Annotated in this window: 12 protein-coding genes; 7 read left to right on the top strand and 5 right to left on the bottom strand. The window is 59.2% G+C overall.

The window, feature by feature from the left end:
- Window positions 1-2: 2 nt before the first annotated feature.
- Both CMC5_RS11815 and CMC5_RS11810 read left to right on the top strand, forming a co-directional pair.
- Window positions 3-569: a hypothetical protein gene (locus CMC5_RS11815; protein WP_050430500.1), complete on the top strand. Its 567-nt coding sequence runs from the start codon at window positions 3-5 to the stop codon at window positions 567-569.
- A gap of 2 nt (window positions 570-571) precedes the next feature.
- Window positions 572-1,012, top strand: coding sequence for a hypothetical protein (locus tag CMC5_RS11810; protein ID WP_179955520.1), 441 nt, complete (start codon window positions 572-574; stop codon window positions 1,010-1,012).
- Between the two features lie 21 nt (window positions 1,013-1,033).
- Here the strand turns inward: CMC5_RS11810 and CMC5_RS44320 are convergent, their stop codons facing one another.
- From CMC5_RS44320 to CMC5_RS44315, 3 genes are all read right to left on the bottom strand, one after another.
- Window positions 1,034-2,293, bottom strand: coding sequence for a hypothetical protein (locus CMC5_RS44320; protein ID WP_156338484.1), 1,260 nt, complete (start codon window positions 2,291-2,293; stop codon window positions 1,034-1,036).
- A gap of 194 nt (window positions 2,294-2,487) precedes the next feature.
- The gene (locus CMC5_RS42375; RefSeq protein WP_082362404.1) at window positions 2,488-3,651 is read right to left on the bottom strand and encodes an ATP-binding domain-containing protein; all 1,164 of its coding nucleotides are present in this window, start codon (window positions 3,649-3,651) and stop codon (window positions 2,488-2,490) included.
- A gap of 15 nt (window positions 3,652-3,666) precedes the next feature.
- Entirely contained in the window at window positions 3,667-5,241 is a 1,575-nt protein-coding gene (locus CMC5_RS44315) for a caspase family protein (RefSeq protein ID WP_169796517.1), read from the bottom strand.
- A 1,151-nt stretch (window positions 5,242-6,392) separates the two neighbouring features.
- Here CMC5_RS44315 and CMC5_RS46885 point away from each other — a divergent pair.
- The 5 genes from CMC5_RS46885 (at window position 6,393) to CMC5_RS11795 (ending at window position 9,855) form a co-directional block, all read left to right on the top strand.
- Entirely contained in the window at window positions 6,393-6,713 is a 321-nt protein-coding gene (locus CMC5_RS46885; RefSeq protein WP_156338482.1) for a trypco2 family protein, read from the top strand.
- Between the two features lie 584 nt (window positions 6,714-7,297).
- Window positions 7,298-7,816, top strand: coding sequence for a HEAT repeat domain-containing protein (locus tag CMC5_RS11800; protein ID WP_050430497.1), 519 nt, complete (start codon window positions 7,298-7,300; stop codon window positions 7,814-7,816).
- Between the two features lie 874 nt (window positions 7,817-8,690).
- Complete coding sequence (locus CMC5_RS44305; protein ID WP_156338481.1) at window positions 8,691-9,089, top strand: hypothetical protein; 399 nt, start codon at window positions 8,691-8,693, stop codon at window positions 9,087-9,089.
- Between the two features lie 64 nt (window positions 9,090-9,153).
- The gene (tnpA, locus tag CMC5_RS49120; protein WP_425394828.1) at window positions 9,154-9,540 is read left to right on the top strand and encodes an IS66 family insertion sequence element accessory protein TnpA; all 387 of its coding nucleotides are present in this window, start codon (window positions 9,154-9,156) and stop codon (window positions 9,538-9,540) included.
- Window positions 9,541-9,651: 111 nt separating this feature from the next.
- Window positions 9,652-9,855, top strand: coding sequence for a hypothetical protein (locus tag CMC5_RS11795; protein WP_050430496.1), 204 nt, complete (start codon window positions 9,652-9,654; stop codon window positions 9,853-9,855).
- A gap of 78 nt (window positions 9,856-9,933) precedes the next feature.
- On the opposite strand, the gene CMC5_RS11790 is transcribed toward CMC5_RS11795, so the two are convergent.
- Together CMC5_RS11790 and CMC5_RS11785 are read right to left on the bottom strand one after the other, a co-directional pair.
- On the bottom strand, window positions 9,934-11,499 hold the full coding sequence (locus CMC5_RS11790; RefSeq protein WP_245678407.1) for an SMP-30/gluconolactonase/LRE family protein: 1,566 nt from the start codon (window positions 11,497-11,499) through the stop codon (window positions 9,934-9,936).
- Between the two features lie 204 nt (window positions 11,500-11,703).
- Entirely contained in the window at window positions 11,704-13,515 is a 1,812-nt protein-coding gene (locus tag CMC5_RS11785; RefSeq protein WP_050435855.1) for a flavin-containing monooxygenase, read from the bottom strand.
- Window positions 13,516-13,524 lie beyond the last annotated feature (9 nt).

The raw sequence follows: 13,524 nt of genomic DNA, 5'->3' as shown, positions 1-13,524 counted from the left end.
CCGTGGACTACGCCGGACAGGACACCTTCCCGAGCTCCCTAGAACTCCTCGCTGACAACACCGGACGCGATGCGAGCAGCACCAATGTCTCACTCGAGGCACTCGCCGACCGCACCGTCTGGCTCAAGAACCGCTCCGCCGCGACCCACTATGTGCGCAGCTTCTACAACCCGCTCGCCCTCGCCACCTTCAACGGGACGAACTTCACGCAGAGCAACATCGCGCGCACCCTCACCGGCAGCAAGGCCGGCGACCGGCTCTCCATCGATCTCGTCGCCAACCTTGAGTACGTCGGCACCACCGGCAACTGGGGAAACCTCCGCGTTGCCGTCATCGAGCGCTACGACACCCCGAACCCCACCACCTTCTACCCGGAGGGCACCATCATGATCATGGGGGCCACGGGTAGTTCGACCTACGCTGCTGGGGCCTCCCTCATCGCAGAGCACCCCCTCCAGTCAGACGGCAATGTCAGGGTCGTGGTCGAGGGAAGAACCCAAGCCTCCGCAACCGCAGTCCTCATGATCGTGGGCTCTATCGCGCTCCGCGTCCTCAAGCACAGGGAGTGATCATGCCGAAGCTCAACTGGATCGATGCGCTGTTCTTCGGGGTACGCCGGATCTTGGCAGGTGGTGTGGAGATGCCAGAGCGACCCGCGATCAACTTCGTGGGCGCTACGGTGACGGACAACCCGGCGGAGAACCGGATCGATGTCGTGCTGGGTGGCTCAGGGCTGAGGAAGATCAGCCCGATCGTGACCTCGGACTACACCGCCTCGCCGGGAGAGCTGGTGCGCGTGGACGGGCACAGGGCCATAGTGATCACGCTCCCCCCAGCAGCACCAAACGCGCTCGCTACGGTGGTAGTGAAAAAAGTCAACGGCGGCGATGGCGATATCACTATCGCTGCTCCCCCGGGGCAGGCGGTGGGCGGGCAAATAAGCATCCATACACTCGCCGCGCACGGCCGAGCAGAGTTCATGAGTGATGCACTCAGCTGGCTGATCCTTTAGATGGCCCTGAGCGGAGTATTGTTATCTTTTCCGCAGAACGCCTTTCCTATTCTTGCGTCCACTATTGCGTTCTCCCTGCAGCTCAAGCTCGTCTGCGATTGCGTGCAGTTGCATTGCGATTTGTTCAAGAGAGCGCTCATCGTGATCGTTCTGATCATGTCCGAACAACTTGAGTTGAGGATATTCGGTTTGGTGAGCCTGCCTGCGGCCCCCGTCTCTGCCGCGGTTGCTCTGTTCTGAGCCGAACCCCATCGCCGGCCATTCGATGGTGGTAACGATCCCGGGAGCCATCTCCACCGTTAGAACACCGGGGTTGGCACCTTGAAGGATCTTCCAAGGCTTCGGTGCGTTGAGCAAAACAATGAGTTCCTCGAACGCCAAGTCGCATCTAGGGCGCTGGAAGAGGATCTCTTCGAAAGTCAGCTCTCTCATTACCCGACGGCCTAGTGAGCCCATGCGGCTCTGCAACGCCAGCTCGTTATCAAGGCCAGCGCAAACACCATAAAACACTAGAGCACCGGGCATCATCGCTGGATATGCGTGTATCGCCTCGACGTGCTCCAAGCTACCTGGAGCAACACGGCTCAACAAATAGCCAGCCAGAAACGATGCGACTAGGTCACCTGAGGAACCAAATTCACGCAGTGAGGCCATAATTACTTCATAAAGAGTGAATTTCTCCTCTCTGGTCGTTGCTGCCATAAATGGACGAACGTCCAATGACCCTGGTACGCCTGCACTATGCAGCAACTTGTGGAAAGTTGAAGTGCGTATTCCTTTGTCACGAAGCACTTCACGGCACGCATCGAGCACGACTCGTTCGTCCGGCTTTGAGGCTTCGAGGCTGACTTGAGGATAGGATAGTGCAACTAGAATTCGTGCAACGGACTCAACTGAGGAACCACCAGCTCTCTGGTGGGTGCTCCCTACCTTTTGCAGCTGTTGCCATCGAGTCGATACGACATTGACTCGCTCGCTGAGCAAGTCCGCCTTGTTCATCGGATGAGAGAAGTAGCCTAGGCAATGAGCTCGCCCTACAGCGAACAAGCAAGTGTCCATGCAAGCACGCAGACTGACAGCTCTGACACCTTCCGGGCCTGCGCCGCACAGTGTCTCGCCAAGAATCCCCCCAACCCATGCATCTTCCTTTTTTGACAAATCGAAAGAGTCACTGGAAACAGCCAGCATCTCGAGTTGACTAGGTGTGATCACCCGAGTGAGTCCGGTAAGTGGCAGGTACTCGTCGAGATAAGTGGCAGACCACGCCAAGAATTCGAGCACGTCCAACTCATCGATAAGTATGACGTACGGCAAACGTTCGCGTTGTGGTGGACTGGACCAAAGCATCGTGATCTCTTGCCTTTGGGGAGCGCGGAGCTCGGAAAGCTCAGTCCTCGCAAGACTGGCGTAGAGAGCCTCCGCGGTCGTTTGAAGAACATCGATCAACGACCGCCATGCACCTGTTCTAGCCCAGATCACTGAGTACCTCCGAATAGGGAATCGTCGACGGGTGCAATAGCGATGGGGAGGCCGCCTTCAGCGAGCGCCGCTTGCAAAAAAGATGACATTGGCTTCGTGTGATACGCGTTCAGACTGGTTCGTGCCCGAGTGACCGCAACGTAGGCCAAGTGTCGGCTATGCCTTCCCATTTTTGCGATGTTCTCAGCCGCCATCAGATGGACTGCCCTAAACTCAAGTCCCTTTGCGCTATGGATCGTACCTATGTAGACTCGCCTAGATCCGACGCCGAATAGCGTGTCTTTTTCGCTTCCTTTGAAAATCTGACCGCGCAATGGGCTGCTGTTGAAGTGCCCGAAAACTGCATCAGCATCAGCGCGAAGTGCACACAGCACTCCAACGACTGCATGAGGGTACGCTCTCAGCTGAGTCTGTATCCGGCTGATCGCATCTGTGCACTGTGCTTCGAGCGACTTGCATTCAAGTATGCTCACGCTGGAAGGAAACAACGTTTCATTGTAGTTGGATGTGGCAACAAGCGGCAGGTGATCTGAGTAAACAGACGCCAACGCGTCCGCAGTTCTACAGATGGCAATACCATTTCTATAATGATGCTCTAGTGCGACGGCATGGTCGACAGCGCCGCGAATAAGCTGAAGCGACTCTGTTCCCCCGTAGATCTTTTGTCTTGAGTCGGCAGCGACGGATAGATGCTTTGCGAGACTCCCAAAAATCTCAATCTCTTCAGGAAGATAATCCTGCGCTTCGTCTAGCAGGATCGTGTTGAACAGTTTTGCAATCCTGCGCCGCGCGGTGAGTTCCTTGATTTCATGAAGCAGAGCACGGCGCTGGGAATCAAAATCGCCCTCAAGCCTAGGTTGAACGTCGTACTCTCTCAGTAGTTTAAGCGCCCATCCCCATGATGTCTGTACTCGGTCAGTTGGGACGCCATACTGGTTAACGCCAGACCTGAGGAAGTCCTGCAATGCACGAGTGAATACTATTACTTGATAATCATGGCAACCGCTCAGGGTCAACCTTTTGGCGCGTAGGAGTAGCAGGTTGCTCTTCCCAGAGCCTGGTGGCCCTGTCATCAGGACGCTCGCATCCAGAGGAAGTCCGATGATGTCCTTCTGAGCATCATCAAGTTCCTTGAGCCCCGCCCACCATGTTTCATCCATAACTTCCCGCTCCCCTCAAACCTCTACTATCGCGTAGGTTTCGCCTTCAATAGGACGCGTTCTCGATGCAGATGTGAGCGCTACGTGTAGAGAAAGAATGTACTGTTTCACGACAAGGCGAATAGCTGGCTCATCAAATTCGCCTTCGAAAAGTGTGGCCAGAACATCAGCGGGTGGAGTGATCGGCGTATGTCGGCCTGGGTTTGCGAACGCGCCAACATAGATTGATACGGTTCCTTTCTCGTTGCTTTTGGGGGCCAAGATGAAGATTGTAATTACACATCCCGAATGGTCAGTCTGATCGAAAGAGACATCAAACTCAATGGTGCTGTCCTTGCTGTCAATGTTCGGCTTGGTGAGTAGTTTGATCGGCGGGAATACACCTGAATCCAGAAATTCAGCACGTATGAGTTCCGGAAAGGTCCTTCTAAGATGCGTAAAGTTAAGTGATCGAGTACTCCGGTCCAGAGCTGTATCCGCAGTTCCAAGAATGCTGTCCGCCGAGCCTAGTCGGCTCAGTTCACCGTTCCGAGCTAGTACTCTGACTGCGAAGGTGTCATGGGTTCGATCGGACGATTGTGGGTGTTCGCCTTTGCTGACATTGGAGGTCGTAGCAGGAACTCCACATCGGATGGTGAGGTCTGTCTCAGCAGAGTGGTTTCGCTGCTGCAAAGTCTTGAGAGCGTCCTCTAGCGCGGCTACCCGGGCCGATAGCTTATCTATCCTTCGCATCGCCGCAGTCATCTGGAGGGCGGCGTTGGGGAATAGAGGTATAAGTCCGATGTCGCCTTGTCTTTGATCAGGAGAATGAAGTTCTGGACGTGGATAGCCAGTGGGTCGGCTCAAAATTTTCTCTTCTACTAGCGTTGCGACTTCACCCAGTGAAAGCAACACCGGTCCCGCAGCATGGCCATTTCGTAGTACTTCCAATAGTGCACTGGAGAATACCGTGTAATGCTCGCTAGGGGGTGCCAGGGATGCCTCTCGGCTACTAGATGAGCAGAACAGCGCAGTCCCTTTGACGGGTCCATTGCTCTTAGAGTTCACAGGGGCTGGAAACGCCTGCTCCAGGCTTCTATCCGCCAAAGTCGCAGCAGTAGTCTGAAATGAACTCATGGCGACCGCTGAGAAGCAGCTGTCGAGAATTATATACCGCCTGATAAATTTTGCGTCCCTGTTTAGCGCTTCTGCAAGGTCCCTGATTTTGAGACCTGTAACGCTTTCACTATCCTTGCGAGTGGTTCTGAGTGCTAGGTAATAATCCTGAAGCGACCCGCAGAAATCACCGTGGCCGACATAGTAGAAGATCAAGTCTGAGAGTGAGAGACCTCTATTTTTGAGAGCTTCTCTGCGTTCCGCTATAAAGGAGCTGATCTGTTTGTCGAATTCCGAAGGTGTGAAGAGGGTATCGAAGCAGTCGAGAAGGTTGTCTTTGGGAAGGCCGAAATTACTCTCGTTTAGAAGGTATTCGGAGAACGAGGCGGCCGAGTTCTTAAACGATTTGTGGGCAGTGAAATTGCTATGTTCCGGCCATTCGCTAGCGCCGGTTATTACCACTACCGTCGTTTCGGGTGATGCTTCGAGAGTCATCCACATTCCCTCGCTCGGCTAGAAGGCGCGCGATTTCAGAGACGTCTTTGCTTTCCAAATTTTTGGCCAACAATCGGCCTCCTGGTGTCTCAATATATAGGGATGAAGCATTGTTGCGTGTTAGCCAGTTCTTTAGTGCGTTGGCCACGACTACAACCGCCGGAGTACCTAGTAGCAGCACTAGTGTGGCTCCGAGATCTTGAGTCGAGTCGTTATCTTTGCTCCGTTCGACCACGACGCTCGGATCAGCGTCTTGTAGATGCTTCCGAAGACTGTCCGCGTAACGGTTTGCGTCAGCAAGCGAAGCGTTTTCGAATCGAAGAAGAAATTGCGCGGTGTTCAACTCGACTGCCTCCAGATCAAAACTATTGCCCATTCAGTAGATGATCCCCTGAACGCGTTGTCAAGACGTGTTAGGTAGCCAACGGGGTGCCGCGGCTACACGTCTTCGTGTTGGAGCCGGCCGCAGCAGGGTTGCTGTCTGCGCCTGCACGACCTGCAGCGGACGGTGGAGGCTCCCATCAGCTGTAAGATCTCGTCCTGGCCCGTCGTGACGGTCGGGTGACCCTCTGGGGCCTTACATGCGCGCGCACGAGGAGGCGCGTCGGATGAGGACCAGAGAGGAATTGCGTACGGCACTGGCGAGGGCCGATCGGAGTGGGACGGGGGCGCCCCTGCCCGGAGGCGCTGCGGCGCGAGGCCATGGCTTTACGTGGAGGCGCTGTGCAGGGAATTAGCGAGCCGGGATGCGGCGGCGCGCGAGCTTGCAGTGAGCACGGTCAGCGTCGCGCGCTGGTCGACCTCTCTTGCGAGCAGCGAGCGAGAAGGGCAGCTTCCGGCAAGTCGTGGTGATGCCGCCGTGCAAAGTGATGCTTAAGGTCCACAGAGAGCCCTTCATACCGCCCTTCGCGCTCGCTACCGCGGCGCCCCGTATCATCGCCGCAACCGGATTGCTTGTGCGGGGTATCAGATCAACTAAGGTGACCTCTGGGGTTAAGCGACCGGTGAACCCGCGTAGTCATTAATGGATTGCAGCAAGGACGATTTCGATCCAATCTGCCTGGGCGACCGCGGTACGCGAGACGCATACACTCAGGGTCAGTAGCCCTTGCACGCCGCCAGATGTTTGGTAACGTCGTCAGAATGATGACATGGGTTTACTCGGTCGTCCGCTGCGAAAGGGCACCATGAGTAAAGCTACAGAAAGGTTGTCGCTTGCCGATTTTGTGAAGACAGTACGCTCCGAAATCATTGCGGCATCAGTCGAAGGCGAGATTCATCGAGCCGAACTTGCGCTGAAGTGCGGCCGGAGAGTTCTCCCATTGTCGATTCGAGAGATCAAAGTCGAACTCGAGGTTGAGACGGTCTGTAGTACCGATATGAAGCTCGGAGCCAAGCTCTACGTGCTGACGGGGGATAGTTTGGACAGCGCTAGTCCTCGCTCCTGGCCTCCTACTCGCAGCGGCGTCTGAAGATTGAGCAGGTGCTCGGGTCCTTCAGAATCACCCACGGATGCGTACTGATTGTCTGGCGCCTTAGTAATTCAGTCGCGCGAAGCCCGAGATCGCCAGCGTGCCCTGCCATGTGACCTGACTCGGGGACACATGGGCCTATCCAGGAGCATGAACGCCCACGACCGGCATGCCTTTTAGCCCGCGGCAAAAAGCGGCACACACGGCGCTCGCCGTATCGGAGATGCAGCTACGATGCAAAGATTTGAGCGGGTTCGATTCCCGGCGCCTCCACTCTGAAGATACGGCGATCGTCGTATCTGGCACGCGGCGTGTGACCTGACTGTGACCTGACAAGGTTTGCGGGAAGGTTTCACGCCGCGCTGCTTTTGTGCTCTGGGCGGCGGATGGGCAGGCGAGCTGGGGGGCTGGTACCGAGCGTGATACCGCTGAGATGGGGGTGGGTTTAGCCTTCCCCAACAAGCGCCCTACCAGGCTCCAGCATGAGCCGGGTGTCATCTCAGGGTCGCTCGCTCGAGCACAGCGAGCGATGGGGGCAAGACGCTCCGAGAACACTGGGTCAACGTCGGAAGGCCGATGCCGAAATGACGGACGCTGAACCCGACTCAACGCTTGAGTTGCTCAGGCAGCTCCAAAGCGGCGATCCTCCGAAGGTTGTCGTCGCTGCGCGTGAGCTAGCTTCGCGGCAAGAAATGAGCGCCGCTCCGCTGCTGCTGGAGCTTCTTCGCACTACCAACGACGTGACGGTGAGGAACGCAGCAGCCTTGGCGCTGGGCGACCTCAAGCATCCACCGGCGTTCGATGTGCTAGTGGATCTCCTCAAAGATGAGCGCACGCATAGCAGTCGAGGAACCCTCTTGTATGCCATCGGGGCATTTGACTGCTCTTCAATCCTGTCGACGCTGGTTAATTTTGTAATAGACGGAAACTTTGAGGTCAGCCGACAGGCGTTCAGCCTGATAGGCGGAATCGAGACGGAGGTGAATGAGCGGACCTGGGACGCTTGCACCAGCCGAGTACGGAATACCCTCGTGGTCGCGGCAGACGAACGTCGCCCTTTGCTCCGTGAGGTCCTCGCACTTTTCGAGCAAGAGGAGGAGTGATGGCAAAAGCTGAATCGAACCCAGATTACTGCTTTCCCCTCCCCCCAGGGCACCAGAAGGAGAGGGAGCCCGCACCAGCGGTCGCGCAGCCCAGCGCTCGCACCAGTGGTCCACGCCGAGTAAAGAATTCGCACCATGTCCATGCGCCACGTGAAGACGCCGAAGTGCGGCCCGTGGTGAACGCGAGGAGCGCGGCGCAATCGTCCCGACGCAGGTGCCGAATCGCGGCAAGTTCATCGCGCGCCTCCAGACGGGCTATGGGCATCTTCACGCGATGAGTGGTCTTCAAAATGAGAAATTTGGACCGATGAGTCCATGCGAATGCCCCGGAATGGCGACTCGTGCGAGAGCTAGCACTTCATGTCGTGGCAGCAATGGGTTGGGCTTCGGAGCCTCCGCCGCACGATTGCTATATATCGGTCTGAACGGCCTGGCATAGGTTGGAAGTAAGGAGGATACTCCTTCAAACAGAGACAAGTTCATGAATCCGTGGTCACCCTATTGATGCAAACACCATTGCCATGCCTGCAAAGCGACCATTCGTGAGAGAGATAAGGCGTAGCATCTTGGCTAACGTCCCTGAAGCGCTCGAAACCGACCGCGCGGACGCTGGATTGATAGAAGTATCTTTCACGAGCCGAGTCGTTTCGAAACGGCACGTCTGGGTAAGTGCCAAGCAGCCCCGAAGTGACGACGCGGTCATCAACATTGATCTAGAAGATTGGCGCCACGAAGCGGGGACCGATAACCACACTGTTCGTATCATTCAAGCCAGAACCATCGATACCACGATCTCCATCGTCCGAGCGTGGCTCTGCGGGAGCAGCGTTGAAGAAATCAATGCTCTTGCTTCGTGACTTCCTGACGAAACGGTGTGGGTCTCATCCAGACCGCATCCGCCGAGGCTTTCATCGCGGCAGAGTGCATGTTCAGGCAACTGCCGCTGCAAACGCAGCCATTGTGGTATTTCGACAGAGGAATAGTGAAACCGCTCGACACAGTATTGACCGTTGAACACCTCGTGAAGGCGCATGACGAAGGTCTCCTGACAGAAGCAGAACTATATGATTACTTGATCGTTCGGGCAGCAGGAGAGGAACCGCTGTCGTACCTTGATCGAATCCCTGAACGACATCGGCAGGGGTTCGCAGCGGCTGTGGAGAACTATCCATTGCATGACACGGGAATCTATTACAGCAAAGGCCTCGACCCACCGTCCGAAACTCTCATCCGTAGCCTACGAGCAGCATTGTTGAAGAAGCGTTCAACATGAATTTCAGGCGTCCTTGTGTCCTGCAGGGTGGTGGCAAGGCGGTATCCGTCAGGTCACCGCCATCGTGACCAGCCGAGTGCGGACGGGTAACTCCAGAGCCCATCGAAGGCACTGGAGGTTGAGATGGCGACGCGAGTGGAGTGAGAGGGTAGGGCGCTGGAAGCAGAGCGGCTTGAGCGCGAAGGCGCTTGCCGGGTTGGAGGGCTTGAAGGTTCAGTCGTTGTACTGGTGGACGTCGCGGCTCCGTACGTGCTCCGGAGCAGCGCTTCAGAGCACACCGCCGAGGTTTCTCCCGGTCCGAGTCGTCAAGTCCCCGCGGGCCCATCTGGCGCGCGTAGGCGTGGCGCCGTCGCCTGCCGCCGCAGCCGTCATCAAGCTGGCGCTCGCCAACGGGTGCATCGTGCGGGTGCAGGAGGGCTTCGACATGACGATGCTGGCGGGTGCTCCGTAAGCGTCCGGCCCAGGGCATGCTCGGTAGAGGGTTGCGGCGTCGGACGCTTACCCAACGGCTTCCAGCGCTTCCAGGACGGCGGTACGCAAGGGGCACTCGGCCGACGTCAGGATGCGAGCGAGGGCAGGGACTGGCGTCGTCGACGAGGGCGACGAGCGCGTCCCTGCGTACGACGTCGAGGTAGAGCCACGATGGTCTTCGTCGAAGCGAGACCTCGCGCACGAGCAGCTCGGCATGGCGTCGGCGGGAGATCGTCATCGGGTGTGCCCAGTCGCGCTCGACGACACGCTGGCCGCCCAGGGAGGCATGCTCTGACAGGACCAGGCAGGGTGCAGTGAGCCCTGCCTGGATACCGGTCTTCGCCGAGGGGCGACAGGGCCAGGAGCGACCTGGTCAGTTCCCTGGCACGAACCGATAGAGCGCGCTCTCGATGTCAGACGACATGTAGATCGTGCCCGAAGCCCCGACCGCGACGCCCGTGGGGAGATACCCCGGCGGCATGCCTGCGCTCTCGGGCAGACCGATGGGGAGCTCGCTCGCGATGACCGTGGATTTCCCCGACGTCGGGTCGATGCGCATTAGCCGCTTGCCGCCCACCTCGGCGACGATCAAGCCGCCGTCAGGGTGTCGCGCGATCCCCTCTGGCGCTTGCAGGCCGCTGACCACCCTGTGCTGGGCTCCATCCGACAGCCGCACCCGGCTCACGCGGCCCGAGCGTACCTCCGTGACGTACACCCCAGGCTCCTCGACCTCGGTGTCTGGCGCGAGCCCGACGGGCCCCTCCAGTCCCTCGGTCAGCACGGTGGTCCCTGCTGGCTCGGCGGTATCCACCAGGACGAGCCTCCCCGTGGAGGCCTCAGCGACGAGCAGGGTGCCATCCGCGAGTTCGAGCGCCCCCTGGACCCCGTTCGCATTGGGGATCGTTCGCAGGATCTCGCCGGATGCCCGGTCGAGTACCTGCACGCTGGCAAGGTAAGCGCTGCTCAGGATCACGTGCCTCGCGCCCAGGCTCACCTGCATCGGGAAGGTCATCGTGGTGGAGAGGACGCGGGTCGTCTCGGTGATCGTCCCATCCAGCCCTCCCACCCGACGAAGGGCGTACACGTCGGCCACATACAGGTGTTCTTCCGGATCGTCCGGCGCGACAGCGAGTCCAGAAGGCACACTCAAGCGCGCCTCCACGACGTGCCGGATGGATCCATCGGCGGGATTGAACACGCGGATGTCATTGTCAACCATATTGGACACGTACACCTGGTCATCGGGGCCAATCGCCAGGTTATCGAGCCCGGTGGGCAGATTCGCGACGACCTCCTTTTCGCCGGTGGCGACCCGCACGCGGACGAGCTCCCCCGTCGCCGCGTCGACCACGTAAAGGTGCTCGTGGCTCGTATCGAAGTTGACGGCGGTCGGCATGGTGAACCCCTCCGCCACGACCTCGAACTCCCCCGCATCCACATCCAGACGGACGACCTGCCCCGCCATCATGAGCGGGCCATAGGCCCGGTCATCCAGACCGAACTCGAACCCATTGAGAAAGCCGTAGTCCGAGAGGAGCTGGCGAGGCGGTTCGTTTCCATCCGGATCCACTTCCCACAGCGCATCGCCGCGGCCGACCTGGGTCACGTAGAGCCTCCCGTCGCCGCGGAACGCCAGCGAGTTCAGGCCTGGCAGGTCTTCGGCGAGAATGCGCGTCTCTCCATCACGCGTGTGCCGCATCAGGCGCCCGGAGAAGTAGCCAGTCCAGTAGACGGAGCCATCAGGCCCTATCGCTACATCGTCTGCGCCGCCGAGGGGCGGCCCCACCAGGGTGGACACCACGCCGCTGCTCAGATCGATGGAATGAACCGACTGGCCGAGCAGATTGCTGGCCAGGAGCCGTCCATGGTCATCGACGGCCAGACCGTGGACGCCCTGGAAGGGAGAGCCTGGCACCACCACCTCCTTTCGGTACACCACGGAGGGATCCTCCTCGGACTGGCACCCCAGCGACATCGTGGCGAACAGGCATGAGCAAAGAAATCGGTGCATGAGGGATCTCCGGGTTGAATCAGGCGCTCCCGCGTCTCGGGTCGCGCAAGGTGTACCAAGGCCGACCAGCCACGAGAGGCCTGGCACACGCATGCCTCTCGTGGCTGCAGACGGTGGCGTCGCGCACTCCACTTATGGGCTGGAAGGTTTCCCTTCAAGCGTCACGTCGAGGCCCGCGAAGCTGCCATCATTGCGCCACGTTCGCAGGATCTCGATGAACTCCAGCGTGCCGCCCCCGAAGGCGGCGCGGCGAATCGCGCTCGGGCCAGCGCTGACGCCCTCGTTGTTGTAGTAACCAGGTGTGCACTCGGTGCCGCCGAAGGTGGCCTGCTTCTTGAGGTGGCCGAGGATCACCTCCCACCATTGCTGCTGTGCCTCCTCCGTGGGCTCGATTTTCACGATGCCCTGCTCCAGGCAACGCGCAATGACGTAAGCGGAGTGTTCCGACAGCGCATCGAGGACGTGAACGAGGTTGATCGCCCAGCCGCTCTGCGTGGTGCTGATCATGAGGAGATTCGGGTAGCCGCGGCTGTGCATCCCGTGGAACGTCGAGGCGCCGTCTGCCCAGCTGTCGCGCAAGGACTTGCCGCCGCACCCCAGGATATCGAAGCCCAGACGATGGGTGTATTCGCTCCCGACATCGAAGCCTGAGGCGTAGATCAGGCAGTCCACCTCGTACTCTTTGCCCTGCACCACGACCCCGGTCGGCGTGATGCGCTCCACGCCTTTCCCGTCGGTATCGACGAGCTGGACGTTGGGACGGTTGAACGTGTCCAGGTATTCGTCGTGGAAGCAGGGCCGCTTGCAGAGCTGATTGTAATAAGGCTTGAGCGCCTCGGCTGTTGCAGGGTCCTCGACGATCTGGTCGACCCGCTCGCGGATCTCCTCCATCTTGCGGTAGTCGACCAGCTGGCGAAGCTCGGCGGCCTCTTCGGGCGTCGTGGCGCGCTTCATTTCATCGCCCTGGAAGATGTACGTCCACCCATCGCCCACCAGGTCGACCTCCAGCGTCTGACCCGAGACGATCGCCGTGAAGTTGTCGATGCGCTCCCGTTGCCAGCCAGGCTGGAGCGTCTTCACCCACGCCTCGTCGGTCGGTCGATTGTTCCGCGCGCCGATGCCGGAGGGCGTGCGCTGAAAGACGTACAGCTGCTTGGCGGACGCTCCGAGGTGAGGGATCGCCTGGACCGCCGTCGCGCCCGTACCGATGATGCCCACACGCTTGTCGGCCAGCCGGCTCAGGCGCCCCCCGGGGCTTCCCCCGGTATATGCATAATCCCACCGGCTCGTGTGGAAGCAGTGCCCCTTGAAGGTCTCGATCCCCGGGATGCCGGGCAGCTTCGCTTTGTGGAGCACGCCGCCAGCGATGATCACGAAGCGCGCCGCAAGCCTGTCGCCCCGGCTCGTCGTGACGATCCAGCGGTTTGCGTCTTCGTCCCACGCCATTCCCTCGACCTGGGTCTGGAACAGCGCTGCCTTGTACAGATCGAACTGCCGGCCAATGCGCTGGCAATGGGCAAAGATCTCCGGCGCCTTGGCGTACTTCTCCGTCGGCATGTAGCCGGTCTCTTCGAGCAACGGCAGGTAGATGTAGGACTCCACATCGCACGCCGCACCGGGATACCGATTCCAGTACCAGGTGCCACCGAAGTCGCCCCCCTTTTCCACGATGCGGAACCTGTCCACGCCCGCTTGACGCAACCGGACCGCCGCCAGCATGCCGCCGAAGCCACCGCCGACGATCAGCACGTCGGTCTCCTCGGTAATCGCCTCGCGGGAGAAACCAGGCTCGACATAGGGATCTTCGTCGAAATCCGCAAAAACGCCGCGTAGCTCCAGGTATTGCCTGTTTCCATCAGGCCGGAGCCGTTTCTCGCGTTCGAGCCGGTACTTTTCTTTCAGTGCTTCCGGGGAAAAGGTTGCTCCTTCCTTGTCGAAGCTCATCGGTACACA

It is taken from the genome of Chondromyces crocatus (assembly GCF_001189295.1).
GTDB classification, from domain to species: Bacteria; Myxococcota_A; Polyangia; order Polyangiales; family Polyangiaceae; genus Chondromyces; species Chondromyces crocatus.
This window is presented reverse-complemented; position numbering and strand designations above follow the sequence as displayed.

Bases quoted from the DNA above. Each gene is read 5' to 3' on its own strand.
- CMC5_RS11810 (WP_179955520.1), top strand. From the start codon at position 572: ATGCCGAAGCTCAACTGGATCGATGCGCTGTTCTTCGGGGTACGCCGG.
- CMC5_RS42375 (WP_082362404.1), bottom strand. From the start codon at position 3,651: ATGGATGAAACATGGTGGGCGGGGCTCAAGGAACTTGATGATGCTCAG.
- CMC5_RS11800 (WP_050430497.1), top strand. From the start codon at position 7,298: ATGACGGACGCTGAACCCGACTCAACGCTTGAGTTGCTCAGGCAGCTC.
- CMC5_RS44315 (WP_169796517.1), bottom strand. From the start codon at position 5,241: ATGACTCTCGAAGCATCACCCGAAACGACGGTAGTGGTAATAACCGGC.
- CMC5_RS11785 (WP_050435855.1), bottom strand. From the start codon at position 13,515: ATGAGCTTCGACAAGGAAGGAGCAACCTTTTCCCCGGAAGCACTGAAA.
- CMC5_RS11795 (WP_050430496.1), top strand. From the start codon at position 9,652: ATGCGAGCGAGGGCAGGGACTGGCGTCGTCGACGAGGGCGACGAGCGC.
- CMC5_RS46885 (WP_156338482.1), top strand. From the start codon at position 6,393: ATGGGTTTACTCGGTCGTCCGCTGCGAAAGGGCACCATGAGTAAAGCT.